11 protein-coding genes and 1 pseudogene are annotated in these 15,867 nt (G+C 64.7%); 3 read left to right on the plus strand and 9 right to left on the minus strand.

Annotated features, from left to right (window positions below):
- The first annotated feature begins 48 nt into the window (after positions 1-48).
- The gene (locus QN397_RS12240) at positions 49-1,356 is read left to right on the plus strand and encodes an SUMF1/EgtB/PvdO family nonheme iron enzyme (RefSeq protein WP_323500977.1); all 1,308 of its coding nucleotides are present in this window, start codon (positions 49-51) and stop codon (positions 1,354-1,356) included.
- A gap of 44 nt (positions 1,357-1,400) precedes the next feature.
- Here the strand turns inward: QN397_RS12240 and QN397_RS12245 are convergent, their stop codons facing one another.
- Both QN397_RS12245 and QN397_RS12250 read right to left on the minus strand, forming a co-directional pair.
- Positions 1,401-2,744, minus strand: coding sequence for an MFS transporter (locus QN397_RS12245; RefSeq protein ID WP_323501017.1), 1,344 nt, complete (start codon positions 2,742-2,744; stop codon positions 1,401-1,403).
- 77 nt (positions 2,745-2,821) lie between these two features.
- Entirely contained in the window at positions 2,822-6,040 is a 3,219-nt protein-coding gene (locus QN397_RS12250; protein WP_323500978.1) for a PAS domain-containing protein, read from the minus strand.
- Positions 6,041-6,188: 148 nt separating this feature from the next.
- Between QN397_RS12250 and msrB the strand changes: the two genes are divergently transcribed.
- Positions 6,189-6,677, plus strand: a complete 489-nt coding sequence (msrB, locus tag QN397_RS12255) for a peptide-methionine (R)-S-oxide reductase MsrB (protein ID WP_323500979.1) — start codon at positions 6,189-6,191, stop codon at positions 6,675-6,677.
- 32 nt (positions 6,678-6,709) lie between these two features.
- Here the strand turns inward: msrB and QN397_RS12260 are convergent, their stop codons facing one another.
- Genes QN397_RS12260 through QN397_RS12275 form a run of 4 tightly spaced genes read right to left on the minus strand, consistent with a single transcriptional unit; the run spans position 6,710 to position 11,929 of the window.
- Positions 6,710-6,943 carry a formate dehydrogenase subunit delta gene (locus QN397_RS12260; RefSeq protein ID WP_323497420.1) on the minus strand — a complete coding sequence of 78 codons (234 nt, stop codon included), beginning with the start codon at positions 6,941-6,943 and terminating at the stop codon, positions 6,710-6,712.
- Between the two features lie 12 nt (positions 6,944-6,955).
- Positions 6,956-9,838, minus strand: a complete 2,883-nt coding sequence (gene fdhF, locus QN397_RS12265; RefSeq protein ID WP_323500980.1) for a formate dehydrogenase subunit alpha — start codon at positions 9,836-9,838, stop codon at positions 6,956-6,958.
- 40 nt (positions 9,839-9,878) lie between these two features.
- Positions 9,879-11,465 (minus strand): NADH-quinone oxidoreductase subunit NuoF, encoded by a 1,587-nt coding sequence (locus QN397_RS12270; protein ID WP_323500981.1) that lies wholly within the window; start codon positions 11,463-11,465, stop codon positions 9,879-9,881.
- The gene (locus QN397_RS12275) at positions 11,462-11,929 is read right to left on the minus strand and encodes a formate dehydrogenase subunit gamma (protein WP_323501018.1); all 468 of its coding nucleotides are present in this window, start codon (positions 11,927-11,929) and stop codon (positions 11,462-11,464) included. The genes QN397_RS12270 and QN397_RS12275 overlap by 4 nt, the downstream gene beginning before the upstream one ends.
- A 245-nt stretch (positions 11,930-12,174) precedes the next feature.
- Between QN397_RS12275 and QN397_RS12280 the strand changes: the two genes are divergently transcribed.
- Entirely contained in the window at positions 12,175-14,415 is a 2,241-nt protein-coding gene (locus QN397_RS12280) for an NADP-dependent isocitrate dehydrogenase (protein WP_323497416.1), read from the plus strand.
- Here the strand turns inward: QN397_RS12280 and QN397_RS12285 are convergent.
- The 3 genes and pseudogenes from QN397_RS12285 to QN397_RS12295 form a co-directional block, all read right to left on the minus strand.
- Positions 14,416-14,663, minus strand: a pseudogene (locus QN397_RS12285) (SDR family NAD(P)-dependent oxidoreductase); the annotation flags it as partial. It lies immediately after the preceding gene.
- Entirely contained in the window at positions 14,624-14,776 is a 153-nt protein-coding gene (locus tag QN397_RS12290; RefSeq protein ID WP_323500982.1) for a TOBE domain-containing protein, read from the minus strand. The gene QN397_RS12290 and the pseudogene QN397_RS12285, both read right to left, overlap by 40 nt.
- 8 nt (positions 14,777-14,784) lie before the next feature.
- Positions 14,785-15,837, minus strand: coding sequence for an NAD(P)-dependent alcohol dehydrogenase (locus QN397_RS12295; protein WP_323500983.1), 1,053 nt, complete (start codon positions 15,835-15,837; stop codon positions 14,785-14,787).
- Positions 15,838-15,867 lie beyond the last annotated feature (30 nt).

Consider the following 15,867-nt stretch of genomic DNA (forward strand, 5'->3'; position numbering starts at 1 on the left):
TGTTACAGCCCGCATCCGCGTGCGCAACGGCTGTCGCCATAATCGCGCATGCCTTCGAGCCCCCCGTCATCGACGCCGTTCGGCGCACATCCGGTGCCATATTCCATCGACTCGCCCGACATGCGGCGTGCGGGCCGGGAACTGCTTTCGCTGGCGCTGATCGATGCACGCAATCACACGTTGCACCTGCTGTCGCTGTGCGAAAACGTGTGGGGCTCGGTCGAGTTGCCGGCCGCTGCTGAGTATGCAGAGGGCGAAGAGGGTGTCGCGTCGCCGGTCTGGATGGCCGGCCACGTCGGCTGGTTTTCCGAGTGGTGGATCGCCCGCAACACGCAGCGTGCTTTCGGCGCCGATTGCCCGGCGCGTCCGACGCGGCTGGCTGCCATCGACCCCAACGCCGACGGCTGGTGGAACCCGACGCAGCGCACGCCCGATACACGCTGGTTGCCCGACTTGCCCGACCTGAGCCAGACCAAGGCCTATCTGCTCGAAACGCTGGAGAGCACGCTCGAGCTGCTGGAACACGCGGCAGAAACGGATGCCGGGTTGTACTTCTATCGGCTCGCGTTGTTTTATGAAGATCTGTGCGGCGAGCAGCTGGTCGTGACGGCGCAAGCACTCGGTTTGCCGCTCGGCATCGAGCAGACCCCGACTGCCGTCACGCGTGAACCCTTGCTGGTGCCTGCGACGACGTGGGAGCTAGGTTTGCCCGATGCCGGTTTCGTCTTTGCACAGGAACGCGGCGGCGACCGCATCGAAGTGCCAGAGTTCGAGATCGATGCGCAGCCGATCACCTGGAGCCAATTCATCGAGTTCGTCGACGATGGCGGCTACGACGCGAGCGCGCTCTGGCATCCCGAGGGATGGCGCTGGCTCAACGCGCAGGTCGAAGGGCGTCGCGCGCCACGCTATGTCGAGCAGATCGGCGGTGCGCGGCATGGCAGCGGTGGCTCGGTGTTGCAACGCCGCTTCGGCACCACGGTGCGTGCCGCGGGCCAGCAGAGTGCCGTGCACTTGAGCTGGTGGGAGGCCGATGCCTGGGCCCGCTGGGCCGGTCGCCGCGTCGCGACCGAAGTCGAATGGGAGATCGCTGCGCACACGGCGGCACGCCGTGGCTTTCGGTGGTCCGACGTGCAGGAGTGGACCGCTGGAACCTTGCAGCCGTGGGTCGGCTTCAAGGCCGACCCGTGGAGTGCCGGCAGTGCCTTCGATCCGGTGCCCGCCTTCGGCCAGGCGCGCGTGCTGCGCGGTGCATCGTTCGCGACCCGCGCCCGGCTGCGCTCCGACAAGCGGCGCGACTTTGCCGCGCCGGGTCGTGACGATGGCTTCTTCGGATTCAGAACCTGCGCGGTTTGAGGACGGTCGGTGGCCAGGCTGCGCCTGCACCCACTTTTTCAAAGTCAGTCCGCGCCCAGTGGCGGCGCCACATCCTCCAGCGATTTGCGTTCCGCGTCCACGCCCATCCGCAGGGCCAGCAAGCCCGCCACGATGACCAGCGCGGCGCCGATGCAATAGCCGACCGTCACCGCGGCGCGGCTGCCGGTTTCGATCAGCATGCCGAACAACACCGGCGCAGCGAAACCACCCGCGCCCGTGCCCACTGCATAGAAGATCGAGATGGCCAGCGCCCGCATCTCCAGAGGAAACACTTCGCTCACCGTCAGATACGCCGAGCTGGCCGCCGCCGACGCCAGAAAGAACACCGCAGACCAGCACAGCGCCTGCGTCAACGCGTCGAGCCAACCCAGCATGAACGCGCCGCCGGTGAGCGCCAGCCCGACGCCCGACAGCACATAGGTGAACGCGATCATCCTGCGCCGCCCGATGCGATCGAACAGCGGGCCGAGCAGCAACGGACCGAGCACGTTACCGAGCGCGAACGGAAAGATGTAGAGCGCCACGCGGCCTTCGGGTACGCCATGAAAGCGCGTGAGCACCAGCGCGTAGGTGAAGAAGATCGCGTTGTAGAAAAAGGCCTGCGAGACCATCAAGGCCATCGCGACCACGCTGCGGCGCCGGTACTTGCGCAACAGCACGTGCGCGACCTCGCGCATCGTTGGCGGCGTGCGCCGGCCCGACACCGTCAGGCCGACCGCCGGTGGCAGCGGCCCGCATTCCGCTGCCACTTCGCATTCGATGGTGTCGAGGATGCGACGAGCTTCCTCTTCGCGGCCTTGCGCGATCAGCCAGCGCGGACTTTCAGGCACGTCGCGCCGTACCAGCAATATGGCGACGGCCAGCACTGCGCCGAGTCCGAAGCCGACGCGCCAGCCCCACACCGCCCCGAGCACGCGGGGGTCTAGCAGTACCAGACTGAGCCCGGCACCGAGCGCTGCACCGACCCAGAAACTTCCGTTGATCGCGAGGTTGACACGCCCCCGCAGCCGCGCCGGAATGAGTTCGTCGATGGCCGAGTTGATGGCCGCGTATTCGCCGCCGATGCCCAGTCCGGTGACGAAGCGGCAGAGCGCGAAGAAGGCGAAGTCGTTCGAGAACGCCGTCGCCAGCGTGCCGATCGTGTAGACCACCAGCGTGACGAGAAACAGCTTCTTGCGGCCGAGCCTGTCGGTCAGCCGGCCAAACAGCAGGGCACCCACGACCGCACCGGCGATGTAGACGGAACCCGACCAGCCGATCTCGGTCGCGGTGAGCGCCAGCGTGTCGGCACGTTCGAGCACCGCGCCGATCGAGCCGACCAGCGTCACTTCGAGTCCGTCGAGCACCCACGCGATACCGAGCGCCATGACCACGCGCCAGTGCCAGCGCGACCAGGGCAAGCGGTCGAGCCGCGCCGGAATATCGGTCGCGCGGGCGGACGCGATCAGCTCGACGGCCCTCGCACGATCTGCTCGATGTGCTGCGCGAAATCGTCGATTGCGAAGGGCTTGGCGATCAGGTCCATGCCAGGCTCCAGAAACTCGGCGCGAGTCGTTGCATGTTCCGCATAGCCGGTCATGAAAAGCACGTGCAAGCCGGGCCGCTGCTGGCGTGCGAACTCAGCCAACTGCCGGCCGTTGATGCCTGGCAGGCCAACGTCGGTGACCAGCAGATCGATCGGCACCGCGGACTGCAATATCGGCATGGCCGTGGTGCCGTCGACGGCCTCGATGGTGCGATAGCCGAGGTCGGCCAGCACGTCGAGCACCAGCAGTCGAACGGCCGGATCGTCCTCGACCACCATCACGACTTCGCCGCGTCCCTGCGGTAGCGCAGCGGCTGCGGCCTCCGCCTCGACGGCTGCAGCGGCGTCGGCATGGGCTGGCGGCAAATAAAGCGTCACGCGCGTGCCGTGGCCGACGCGGCTTTCGATGCGGACATGACCGCGCGACTGTTGTGCGAAGCCGTACACCATGGAAAGTCCGAGGCCGGTGCCCTGGCCGATGGGCTTGGTCGTGAAGAAGGGGTCGAACACCTTGGCCAGGACTTCAGGCGACATGCCGGTGCCGGTGTCGGCGACCGAAATCGCGATGTAGTCGCCGGCGTCCAGGCCTTCGTGATGGCGCGTCTCGGATTCGCGCAGCGTCGCATGGCCGGTCGACAAGATCAGAGCACCGCCATGCGGCATGGCGTCGCGCGCATTGATGGCCAGGTTGAGGATGGCGCTTTCGAGTTGCGGCTCGTCACCCAGCGCAGCGCCTACGCCGTCGGCCAACTGCACCTCGAGCCGCACCTGCTCACTCAGCGTGCGGCGCAGCAGGTCTTCCATCGAGCCGATCAATGCGTTGACATCGACCGCGCGCGGGTTGAGCGTCTGGCGCCGCGAGAAGGCCAGCAGCCGTTGAATGAGCGCGGCTGCACGATGCGCCGACTGTGTTGCCGAACTCATGTAGCGATCGAGGTCGTCGGTGCGGCCCAGCGCGACGCGGCGCCGCACGATCTCGATCGAGCCGGTGATGCCTTGCAGCAGGTTGTTGAAGTCGTGCGCGATGCCGCCGGTGAGTTGCCCTATGGCTTCCATCTTCTGGCTTTGGCGCAGCCGCGACTCGGAGTCGCGCAGCGCCGTGATGTCGCGCCCGACCGCATGAAGAGAGTCCGTGTCGGGCACCGCGCTCCATGACAACGTGCGATAGCTGCCGTCCTTGTGGCGGTACCGGTTTTCAAAGCGCAGCGTGATCTGCCCACGCGACAGCTTGGCGATTTCCGCCACCGTCGAGTCGATGTCGTCCGGGTGCACAAAATCGAGCAGGGGCTGGCCGACCAATTCCGCTTCGGTCCAGCCGAGCAACGTTTCCCAAGCCGGGTTGATCGCCCGAATGATCCCTACGAAGTCGCCGACGACCATGATGTCGGCGCTTAGTTGCCACAGCCGGTCGCGGTCGCGCGTGCGCTCTTCGACGCTTTGCGCGAGGCGCTCCTGCGCTGCCTTCTGGTCGTTGATGTCGGTGTTGGTACCGACCCAGCGCATCGGCGCGCTGCCTTCGCCGGTTTCGCCGACGTGACCGTCGCCGTCCTGCACCGGATGGGCGCGCACCAGATGCCAACGGTAGTCGCCGTCGAGCCGACGAAGCCGAAACTCCGCTGCGTAGGGCAATTGCGTCGCAAGCGAAAGCTGCCATTGCGACACGACATCGGGCAGGTCGTCTGGATGGACGATCGTCGCCCAGCCGTTGCCTTCGAGCTGCTCGAAGTGCATGCCGGAGTACTCATAGACCTGGTCATTGAACCAGTCGAGCCGGCCGTCTCCTGCTGCGGTCCAAACCTGGTTGGGCACTGCCTGGGCCAGCGCACGAAAGCGGCCCTCGCTCTGGCGCAAAGTGGCTTCGACCTGCTTGGCCCCTGTGATGTCCTGCACTACGCCGCGCAACAACATCGGCTTGCCGGCGTCGTTGCGAACCAGTTCGGCACGCCGTGCGATCCAGCGCAACGACTGATCGTCGGCGCGGCGAATGCGGTATTCGACATTGAGGCGCAACGAGCCATCGACGCGGTTCGTCAGAGTCGACATCGGCTCCACCGCGTCGATGCGCAAGGCTTCGACGACCGAGGCCTGGAATTCAGGCCGCACGGGCACGCCGAAGATGCGACAGAACTCTGCCGACACACTCAGTTCGTTGGTCGCGATGTCGAGCAGAAAGACGCCGATGCCGCCCGCCGCCTGCGCCAGTCGCAGTTGCTTGTTGGTTTCCCGCAGCGCCTGTTCGGCGAGCTTGCGGCTGTCGATGTCGACCATCACGCCAGGAAAGCGCAGGGGCCGGTTCATTGCGTCGTGTTCTACGTAACCGCTGGCCTCCACCCACCGCCAGCGAGCGTCGAGCGTCCGCACCCGGTACTCGACGCGGTACGGCGCGCCCTGGGCAAGCGACTCGGCGATGGCTGCCTGCACTTTGGACAGGTCATCGGGATGAATCGCTTCCAGAAATCGCGAAATCGGCAGGCCGCCTTGCCTGTCCGGCGCCTGCAAGGAAAAAGCCGTCGCGAGGGCTTCATCGGCGAACACCATGTCGGTCTGCACGTCCCACATCCAGGTGCCGACGATGGCGCTCGCGCTCAGGGCAAGTGCGGTGCGCCGTGACGCATCGCGAAGGCGCGTTTCACTTTCGGCAAGTGCCAGGCGACCGTGTACGCGCTCGGTGGTTTCGTTGACGAGGCACAGCACGCCGCCGATGTGGTCGTTGGCCTCGCGCACGGGGGAGAACGACACGTCGAAGAACACTTCTTCGAGATGGCCGTGGCGATCGATATGGAACGGTCTGTCGATGGCCGAAAAACTCTCGCCCTGTTGCAACACCTGATTCAACAGCGGGCCGAGGTCGTCCCACAGTTCTGCCCAGTTTTCTGCCGCCGGCCTTCCGAAGGCTGTCGGGTGCTTCAGGCCGATGGTCGGCGCGTAGGCGTCGTTGTACAGCGCGACCAGCTCGGGCCCCCAGAAAAGCACCATCTGCGCATGTGCCGGCAACATCAATTCCAGCGTTGTGCGCAAGGCTAGCGGCCAGCCCGATGCAGACCCCAATGGCGAGCGATGGGCATCGAGCCCGCGCGCCAGCGCCGCCGCCTCGCCGGCGCCAGCCGGCCATCCAAGCAAGGAAGATTCGCGCTTCATCGAAAGATTATGGGAGGTGCGCCAGTGCTTTGTTGTCCGGAAAAGTCCCAGTAAAAGAATCCACGGCGCGTTTGTCTGCGTACACAGCAGGTACCAAACGCCGCCGAAACTCCGGATTGCGTCAACCAGACACCTCATCGGAGAACCCATGGCACCCCGCAGGCAATTTCTTTTCACTCTCGCGGCCGGCGCGCTCGGCACGCTTCCCGGCTTGTTGCTCACTCCGGTCGCCCGCGCCGCCAAGGCCTACGAGGTGACGCACACCGAGGCGCAGTGGAAGGCGATGCTCACGCCCGAGCAATTTCAGGTGCTTCGCGAGGCGGGCACCGAGCGGCCGTACTCCAGCCCGCTCGACAAGGAAAAGCGTACCGGCACGTTCTCGTGCGCTGGCTGCAAGTTGCCGTTGTTCTCGTCGACCACCAAGTTCGACAGCCGCACCGGCTGGCCCAGCTTCTACCAGCCGATGGACAACTCGGTCGAAAAGACGTCTGACAACAGCCTGGGCATGAGCCGGGACGAGGTGCTGTGCCGGCGCTGCGGCGGCCACCTGGGTCACGTTTTCGACGACGGTCCGCCGCCGACCGGCCTGCGCTACTGCATGAACGGTCTGGCGATGGCGTTCACCGTCCAGACCTGAGCCGGGCGCCGGGCGCTTCCGATGCGCTCTGGTCAGCCCAACACGTCGCGGTGCAGGCTGATTGCTTCGACGACCATTGCGCTTAAGTCGGTGGTGTCGCCTCTGCCACTTTGGTCGACGTGCGCCAGTAACGCACGCCGCATGCGCGGTTCCCAGAATCGCTTTAAGTGCTGCGCAATGCCTTCCAGCGCCTCCTCGCGGTCGGGCATCGCCTCGAAGAAGGTGCCGATCTGGTTGGCCATGCGTACCAGCGAATCAACTTGCATCGCGCAGGACCGTCATTTCGCCGACGCGACATCTGCTGGCTCGGCGCGCGCAGCCAACAGATCCAACTGCACCTTGTGGAACCGGCTGTATTCCTGTTGCCACGCAGAAGGCTGCATCACAGGCATGACCTGCACCGCTGTCACCTTGTATTCAGGGCAGTTGGTGGCCCAGTCGGAGTTGTCGGTGGTGATGACGTTGGCACCCGATTCCGGGAAGTGGAATGTCGTGTAGACCACACCCGGCTGCATGCGCTCGGACACCGTCGCGCGCAGCACCGTCTCCCCGGCACGGCTCTTGATACCGACCCAGTCGTCTTCCGCGATGCCGCGCTCCTCGGCGTCGTGCGGATGGATTTCCAGCCGGTCTTCGCTGTGCCACTGGTTGTTGTCGGTGCGACGGGTTTGCGCGCCGACGTTGTACTGCGACAGGATGCGGCCAGTGGTCAGCAGCAGCGGAAATTTGCGCGTGACCTTCTCGTCCGTCGCCACGTACTGCGTGACGATGAATTTGCCCTTGCCGCGCACGAAGGCGTCGATGTGCATGGTCGGCGTTCCCTCGGGCGCGTCGGCATTGCACGGCCACTGGATGCTGCCGAGTTCGTCGAGCCGCTCGTAGCTCACGCCGGAAAAAGTCGGCGTCAGCGCGGCGATCTCGTCCATGATTTCTTTCGGGCTGGCGTAGTGCATCGGATAGCCCAGCGCCTGCGCCAGCTTCTGCGTCACTTCCCAATCGGCCAGTCCGGCCTTGGGCGGCATCACTTTGCGCACGCGCGAAATGCGCCGCTCGGCGTTGGTGAAAGTGCCGTCTTTTTCGAGGAACGACGAGCCGGGCAAAAACACGTGCGCGTACTTGGCGGTCTCGTTCAGAAAGAGGTCTTGCACCACCACGCATTCCATCGCCATCATGGCGGCGGCCACGTGCTGCGTGTTGGGGTCCGACTGCACGATGTCCTCGCCTTCGCAATACAGACCCTTGAAGCTGCCGCTCAACGCCGCATCGAACATGTTGGGTATGCGCAGGCCCGGCTCAGGGCTGATCTCGACACCCCACGCTGCTTCGAACGACGCGCGCGTGATGCTGTCGGATACGTGCCGGTAGCCGGGCAGTTCATGCGGGAACGAGCCCATGTCGCATGCACCCTGCACGTTGTTCTGTCCGCGCAACGGGTTGATGCCCACACCTTCACGGCCGACGTTGCCGGTGGCCATCGCGAGGTTGGCGATGCCCATCACCATCGTCGAGCCCTGGCTGTGTTCGGTCACGCCCAGGCCGTAGTAGATGGCACCGTTCGCGGCATTCGCATAGAGGCGTGTCGCTGCGCGCAGGTCGGCCGACGGCACCCCGGTCGCCGCTTCCATCGCCTCGGGCGAATTCTCGGCACGCGCCACGAATTCGCGCCATTCGCCGAACGACTTGGCGTCGCAACGTTCGGCCACGAATGCTTCGGCGACGAGCCCTTCGCTGACCACGACATGCGCCATCGCGGTGATCACCGCCACGTTGGTGCCGGGCTTCAGCTGCAAGTGGTGATCCGCTTGCACATGCGGCGAGCGCACGATGTCGATGCGGCGTGGGTCGATCACGATCAGCCTGGCGCCAGCCACGGTGGCGCTGCCGCGCAGCCGCTTCTTCATGCGCGACGCGAACACCGGATGGCCGTCGGTCGGGTTCGCGCCGATGACCACGATCACGTCGGCTTGCTCGACAGACTTGAAGGTCTGCGTGCCGGCGGACGTGCCGAGCGTCTGGCCCAGCCCATAGCCGGTCGGCGAGTGGCACACGCGCGCACAGGTGTCGACGTTGTTGTTGCCGAAAGCGGTGCGGACCAGCTTTTGCACCAGGTAGGTTTCTTCGTTGGTGCAGCGTGACGAGGTGATGCCACCGATCGAATCTTTGCCGTACTTGGCCTGGAGCCGCTTGAACTCGCTGGCCGCGTGGTCCACCGCCACATCCCAGCTCACCTCCTGCCATGGGTCGGTGATCTTCTCGCGGATCATCGGCTTCAACATCCGGTCTTGATGCGTTGCGTAGCCCCAGGCGAAGCGGCCCTTGACGCACGAGTGGCCCTCGTTGGCCTTGCCGTCTTTCCACGGCGTCATGCGCACGACTTCGTTGCCTTTCATCTCCGCTTTGAAGCCGCAACCCACGCCGCAGTAGGCGCAGGTGGTGATGACGCTGTGCTCCGGCTGACCGAGCCAGATGACCGACTTCTCCTGCAGCGTGGCGGTCGGGCAGGCCGAGACGCAGGCGCCGCAACTCACGCATTCCGACTCCATGAAGGGTTCGTCTTGCCCCGGCGACACGCGCGACTCGAAGCCGCGGCCGCTGATCGTCAGCGCGAAGGTGCCCTGCGTTTCTTCGCAGGCGCGCACGCAGCGGTTGCACACGATGCACTTGCTTGGGTCATAGGTGAAGTAGGGGTTCGACTCGTCTTTCTTCGCCTTCAGATGGTTGGCGCCGTCGAAGCCGTAGCGGACGTTGCGCAAGCCGGTCACGCCCGCCATGTCCTGCAGTTCGCAGTCGCCGTTGGCCGCGCAGGTCAGGCAGTCGAGCGGATGGTCGGAGATGTAGAGCTCCATCACGCCCTTGCGCAATTGCTGCAGCTTGGGCGTTTGCGTGCGCACCTTCATGCCGGCCTCGGCAGGCGTGGTGCACGAGGCCGGATAACCCTTTCGGCCATCGATCTCGACCAGGCACAGGCGGCAAGAGCCGAAGGGTTCCAGGCTGTCGGTGGCGCAGAGCTTGGGCACCTGGATGCCGGCGTCGACGGCAGCGCGCATCAACGACGTGCCGGCCGGCACTGTCACTTCGTTGCCGTCGATTTCGAGCGTGACCTCGCGCGGTGATTCGCGACGGGGCGTGCCGTAGTCGGTGTCTTTGTGGGTGTCCAGCATGGGTTGGTCCGGTGACTTCGTTTGACGGCTTCAGGCCGGTTCAGGCAGGCAGTGGCGCAATGGATTCGACCGCGACGATGCCGAAGTCCTGCGGGAAGTGGTCGAGCGCCGACAGCACCGGGAAGGGCGTCATGCCACCCATGGCGCAGAGCGAGCCGTGGAGCATCGTGTCGCACAGGTCGCGCAACAGCTCGACGTGCATGACTTGCTCTTCTCGGCCGTGGTTCGCGCGGATCTTGTCGATCACCTCGACGCCGCGGGTCGAGCCGATGCGGCAGGGCGTGCACTTGCCGCACGATTCGATGGCGCAGAACTCCATTGCGTAGCGTGCCAGCTTCGACAAATCGGCCGTGTCGTCGTGCACCACGATGCCGCCATGCCCGACCGTGCCGCCGGCCGCCGCATACGCTTCGTAGTCGAGCGGCAAATCCCATTTCGACTCCGGCAGGTAGGCGCCGAGCGGACCGCCGACCTGCACCGCCTTGATCGGCCGGCCCGACGCCGAGCCGCCGCCGTAGTCGTAGAGCAGTTCGCGCAGCGTCACGCCGAAGGCCTTCTCGACCAGTCCGCCGTGCTTGATGTTGCCGGCCAGCTGAATCGGCAGCGTGCCGCGCGAGCGCCCGACGCCGAAGTCGCGATAGAACGCCGCACCACGCGCAAGGATCACCGGAATGCTGGCCAGCGTGATCACGTTGTTGATGAGCGTCGGCTTGCCGAAGAGGCCGGTGATGGCCGGCAGCGGCGGCTTGGCGCGCACGATGCCGCGCTTGCCTTCGAGGCTTTCGAGCAGCGCGGTTTCTTCGCCGCACACGTACGAGCCGGCGCCCTTGCGCACTTCGAGCGAAAAATCGTGGCCCGAGCCGAGGATGTCTTCGCCGAGAAAGCCGGCCGCGTTGGCGATGCCGATGGCCTCGTTCATCGTGGAGATCGCGTGCGGATACTCTGAGCGGATGTAGACATAGCCTTTCGTCGCGCCGGTCGCGATGCCAGCGATGGTCATGCCCTCGATCAGCATGAACGGGTCGCCCTCCATCGTCATGCGGTCCGAGAAGGTGCCCGAATCGCCTTCGTCGGCGTTGCAGACGATGTACTTTTGCGACGCGGGCGTGGCGAGCACCGTCTTCCATTTGATGCCCGCCGGAAATGCTGCGCCACCGCGCCCGCGGAGGCCCGAGTCGAGCACCTGCTGCACGATGTCCGCGGGCATCAAGGTCATCGCACGGCCCAGGCCGGCGTAACCTTCATGGGCTTCGTAGTCGGCGAGCGACAGCGGGTCGGTGATACCCATGCGCGCGAAGGTCAGGCGCTCCTGGTTCTTGAGATACGGGATGTCGTCAGTCAGGCCGAGATGCAGGGGATGTGGCCTGGCGCCGGTCGGCACGATGAAGTCGGCATCGAACAGGCCCGCGACATCGCCAGGCGTCACCGGCCCGTACGCGGCGCGACCTGCCGACGTGGCGACCTCGACCAGAGGTTCGAGCCACATCAGGCCGCGCGATCCGTTGCGCACGATGTGGACGTCGAGTCCACGCATTTGCGCCTCGTCTGCAATGCGGCGCGCCACGCGGTCGGCACCGACAGCGAGTGCGGCAGCATCGCGCGGGACGTACACGGTGACCGCATTCATGTTGTGGTCCCGACCGGCTCGGCAACAGCGACGACTTCGGCGATCAAGGCATCGAAAGCCCGCGGCGTCATGCGCGCGTGCAATTCATCGTCGAGCAGCAAGGCTGGCGACGAGGCGCACAAGCCGAGGCAAAAGACCGGCTCCAGAGTGAAGGCGCCATCTGCCGAAGTGCTGCTCTTCGCGCTGTCGTGCGCCGAACAGCCGAGGCGGAGTTCCGCATGCGCCATCAGCGCATTGGCGCCCATCGACTGACACGCCTCGGCGCGGCAGATCTGCAGCACATGCCGCGCCGCGGGCGCGCTCCGAAAGTGGTGGTAGTAAGTGACGACGCCGTGCACCTCGGCGCGCGACACGTTCAATGCCTCGGCGATGGGCGGCACCTGGTCGGCAGGGACGTAGCCGAGCGCATCCTGCACGTCGTGGAGGATCGGCAGCAGCGCACCGGGCTCACCGGCGCGGCGCATCAGCACGTCGCCCACGACGGAAGCCGCGTCGGCATATGGTGAGGACCGGGCCGAGAGTGCAGGCGAGGGGTAGGTCAGTGGAGTCATCGTGTCCGGGAAAAGTTTCGACCTTCAGCGCCGGTCAGTCCAATTCAATCCAAAAATGGACCGATGCATTCGTGAAATCAGGGTTTTCCAGCGTTCGGACTGGCAGTCCGCTCGGCGACAGAGCGACAATTACGCATCTTCATCAAGGAATCACGCGCATGGGCACGACGACCGAACCGACCATCATTTACACGCTGACCGACGAGGCGCCGGCGCTGGCGACAGCGGCGTTTTTGCCGATCGTCCGCGCATTCACCGCGCCGGCCGGCATCACGGTCACCACCAGCGACATTTCGGTGGCGGCCCGCGTCCTGGGCGAGTTCCCGGAATTTCTGACCGAAGCCCAGCGCCGGCCCGACAACCTGGCAGAACTCGGCCGGCTCACGCTGCTGCCGGACACCAACATCATCAAGCTGCCGAACATCAGCGCATCGGTGTCGCAGCTTCAGGCCTGCATCAAAGAACTGCAGGGCAAGGGCTACGCATTGCCCGACTATCCGGAAGCCCCGAAGACCGACGAAGACAAAGCGATTCGCGCCCGCTACGGTAAGTGCACCGGCAGCGCCGTGAACCCGGTACTGCGCGAAGGCAACTCCGACCGTCGCGCGCCGCTGGCCGTCAAGAACTACGCCCGCAAGCACCCGCACAGCATGGCCGACTGGAGCCAGGCCTCGCGCTCGCATGTGTCGCACATGCATCGCGGCGACTTCTATCACGGCGAAAAGTCGATGACCCTCGACAAGGCGCGCGACGTCAAGATGGAACTCACCACCGCGACCGGGAAGACCATCGTGCTCAAGGCCAAGGTGCCGCTGAAAGACGGCGAGATCATCGACAGCATGTTCATGAGTAAGAAGGAATTGATTGCCTTCTACGAGAAAGAAATCGAAGACGCGCACAAGACAGGCGTGATGTTCTCGTTGCACGTCAAGGCCACCATGATGAAGGTGTCGCACCCCATCGTGTTCGGCCACTGCGTGCGCATCTTCTACAAGGATGCGTTCGAGAAGCACGCCAAGCTGTTCGAAGAGCTTGGCGTCAACGTCAACAACGGCATGGTCAACCTGTACGACAAGCTCGAGACGCTGCCGTCGTCGCAGCGTGAGCAGGTCATCAAGGACTTGCACGCCTGCCACGAGCATCGGCCCGAGCTGGCGATGGTCGACTCGGCCAAGGGCATCACCAACTTCCATTCGCCCAACGACATCATCGTGGACGCGTCGATGCCCGCGATGATCCGCAACGGCGGCAAGATGTGGGGGGCGGACGGCCGCCTGAAGGACGTGAAGGCCGTGATGCCCGAGTCGACCTTCGCCCGCATCTACCAGGAGATCATCAACTTCTGCAAGTGGAACGGCAACTTCGACCCAAAGACCATGGGCACCGTTCCCAACGTCGGCCTGATGGCCCAGCAAGCCGAGGAATACGGTTCGCACGACAAGACCTTCGAGTGCCCCGATGACGGCGTGGCCAACATCGTCGACCTTGCCACTGGGGAAGTGCTGCTCTCGCAAAACGTCGAGAAGGGCGACATCTGGCGCATGTGCCAGGTGAAGGACGCGCCCATCCGCGACTGGGTCAAGCTGGCCGTCACGCGCGCCCGCAATTCGGGCACGCCCGCCGTGTTCTGGCTCGACCCGTACCGCCCGCATGAGAACGAGGTCATCAAGAAGGTCAAGCTCTACCTGAAGGACCACGACACCACCGGCCTCGACATCCAGATCATGTCGCAGGTGCGAGCGATGCGCTACACGCTGGAGCGCGTGATTCGTGGGCTCGACACCATCTCGGTGACCGGCAACATCCTGCGCGACTACCTGACCGACCTGTTCCCGATCATGGAGCTGGGCACCAGCGCCAAGATGCTGTCGATCGTGCCGTTGATGGCCGGCGGCGGCATGTACGAGACCGGTGCCGGCGGTTCGGCGCCCAAGCATGTGCAGCAGCTGGTGGAAGAAAACCACCTGCGCTGGGATTCCCTTGGCGAGTTCCTGGCGCTGGCCGTGTCGCTCGAAGACCTGGGCCTGAAGACCGGCAACAAGCAGGCGGTCATCCTCGCGAAGACGCTGGATGTTGCAACCGGCAAACTGCTGGACAACAACAAGAACCCGTCACCCAAGACCGGCCAGCTCGACAACCGCGGCAGCCAGTTCTATCTGGCCATGTACTGGGCGCAAGAGCTCGCGGCACAAACGGACGACAAGCAATTGCAGTCGAGTTTCACCGCGCTGGCCAAGAGCCTCACCGACGGCGAAAAGAAGATCGTCGACGAGCTTGCAGCAGTGCAAGGCAAGCCTGCCGACATCGGCGGCTACTACCTTGCCGATCCAAAGAAGTGCGACGCCATCATGCGGCCCAGTGCGACGCTCAACGCGGCCTTGGCGTCAGCGCAGAGCTAGTTCGTGGGTTAAGGGAAGGGCGGTCCGCACCGCCTTCGTCATGTCGACGAGTCGCAAGACGTTGGTCTCGAACATGGCGCGCACTTCAGCGTCTTCGCTTTCCTCGATGGCAGCGAGATAGCCATAGCCTGCGTTGTTGACGAGCGCCTCGCTCGGCCGAAGCGGCGCGTGGCTTCGGCCACGACCGCCGCAATTTGCTCGCGCTGCGTCACGCCAAGAGCGAGGGCCAGCGTTCGCTCAGTCGGTCCCGATCATCACGCTCGACGCCGGTGGCAATTTCGAGTGTCACTTCAGTGGTGACTGGACCACGGACGATCGAAATGATCTTGCCTGGAAGGGCGTTGCGTGCGCTGATTTTCATCAGAGGGTTTACTGCACCGTCGACATGTCGATGACAAAGCGGTACTTGACGTCGCTCTTGAGCATGCGCTCGTAGGCTTCGTTGATCTGCGGCATCTTGATGACTTCGATGTCCGAGACGATGTTGTGCTTGGCGCAAAAGTCGAGCATCTCCTGCGTCTCCGGGATGCCGCCGATCATCGAGCCCGCGATGCTGCGACGCTTGGTGATCAGGCCGAAGACGCCAGGGGAAGGATGCGGCGTGCTCGGCGCGCCGACCAGCGTCATCGTGCCGTCCATCTTCAGCAGCGCGAGGAACGGGTCGAGGTCGTGCGACACGGCCACGGTGTTGAGGATGAAGTCGAAGCTGTTGAGATGCGCCTTCATTTCGTTGGGGTTCTTCGACACCACGACTTCCTTGGCGCCGAGACGCAGCGCGTCGGCCGACTTGCCTGGCGATGTGGTGAAGAGCACTACATGCGCTCCCAGCGCCGCAGCGATCTTCACGCCCATGTGGCCAAGGCCGCCCAAACCGACGATGCCGACCTTGTGGCCCGGGCCGACTTTCCAGTGACGCAGCGGGGAGTAGGTCGTGATGCCGGCGCACAGCAGCGGCGCCACGGCGGCCAGGTCTTTTTCGTCGTGCGTTACTTTCAGCACGAACTTTTCGAAGACGACGATGTGGTCGGAGTAGCCGCCGAGCGTGTTGGCGCGCGAGATCTGTTCCTGGCTGTTGTAGGTGCCGGTCATACCGTTGTCGCAATACTGTTCGAGCCCGTCGGCGCAAGGCTGGCAGTGCTGGCAGCTGTCGACCATGCAGCCGACTCCGACGATGTCGCCGACCTTGAACTTGGAGACATCGCTGCCAATGGCGGTGACGCGGCCGACGATTTCATGGCCCGGCACGCACGGAAAAACCGATGGCCCCCATTCGCTTTTGGCGGTGTGCAGATCGGAGTGGCACACGCCGCAATGGAGGATGTCGATGGCGACATCGCGTGCGGTGGGCGTGCGGCGCTCGAAGGTGAAAGGGGCGAGCGGCGTGGTGGCGGACTGGGCCGCGTAGGCGTGGGTGAGGGTCATAAAAAGCTTCCGGTGCGTTGGCTTAAAGCT

The sequence above is a fragment of the Variovorax sp. RTB1 genome (assembly GCF_035018765.1).
In the GTDB taxonomy this organism is placed as follows: Bacteria; Pseudomonadota; Gammaproteobacteria; order Burkholderiales; family Burkholderiaceae_C; genus Variovorax.

What these genes read in the sequence shown, in the direction of transcription:
- QN397_RS12240 (WP_323500977.1), top strand. Translation starts at nt 49, where the DNA reads ATGCCTTCGAGCCCCCCGTCATCGACGCCGTTCGGCGCACATCCGGTG.
- QN397_RS12245 (WP_323501017.1), bottom strand. Translation starts at nt 2,744, where the DNA reads ATGGCGCTCGGTATCGCGTGGGTGCTCGACGGACTCGAAGTGACGCTG.
- QN397_RS12250 (WP_323500978.1), bottom strand. Translation starts at nt 6,040, where the DNA reads ATGAAGCGCGAATCTTCCTTGCTTGGATGGCCGGCTGGCGCCGGCGAG.
- msrB (WP_323500979.1), top strand. Translation starts at nt 6,189, where the DNA reads ATGGCACCCCGCAGGCAATTTCTTTTCACTCTCGCGGCCGGCGCGCTC.
- QN397_RS12260 (WP_323497420.1), bottom strand. Translation starts at nt 6,943, where the DNA reads ATGCAAGTTGATTCGCTGGTACGCATGGCCAACCAGATCGGCACCTTC.
- fdhF (WP_323500980.1), bottom strand. Translation starts at nt 9,838, where the DNA reads ATGCTGGACACCCACAAAGACACCGACTACGGCACGCCCCGTCGCGAA.
- QN397_RS12270 (WP_323500981.1), bottom strand. Translation starts at nt 11,465, where the DNA reads ATGAATGCGGTCACCGTGTACGTCCCGCGCGATGCTGCCGCACTCGCT.
- QN397_RS12275 (WP_323501018.1), bottom strand. Translation starts at nt 11,929, where the DNA reads ATGCGCCGCGCCGGTGAGCCCGGTGCGCTGCTGCCGATCCTCCACGAC.
- QN397_RS12280 (WP_323497416.1), top strand. Translation starts at nt 12,175, where the DNA reads ATGGGCACGACGACCGAACCGACCATCATTTACACGCTGACCGACGAG.
- QN397_RS12290 (WP_323500982.1), bottom strand. Translation starts at nt 14,776, where the DNA reads ATGAAAATCAGCGCACGCAACGCCCTTCCAGGCAAGATCATTTCGATC.
- QN397_RS12295 (WP_323500983.1), bottom strand. Translation starts at nt 15,837, where the DNA reads ATGACCCTCACCCACGCCTACGCGGCCCAGTCCGCCACCACGCCGCTC.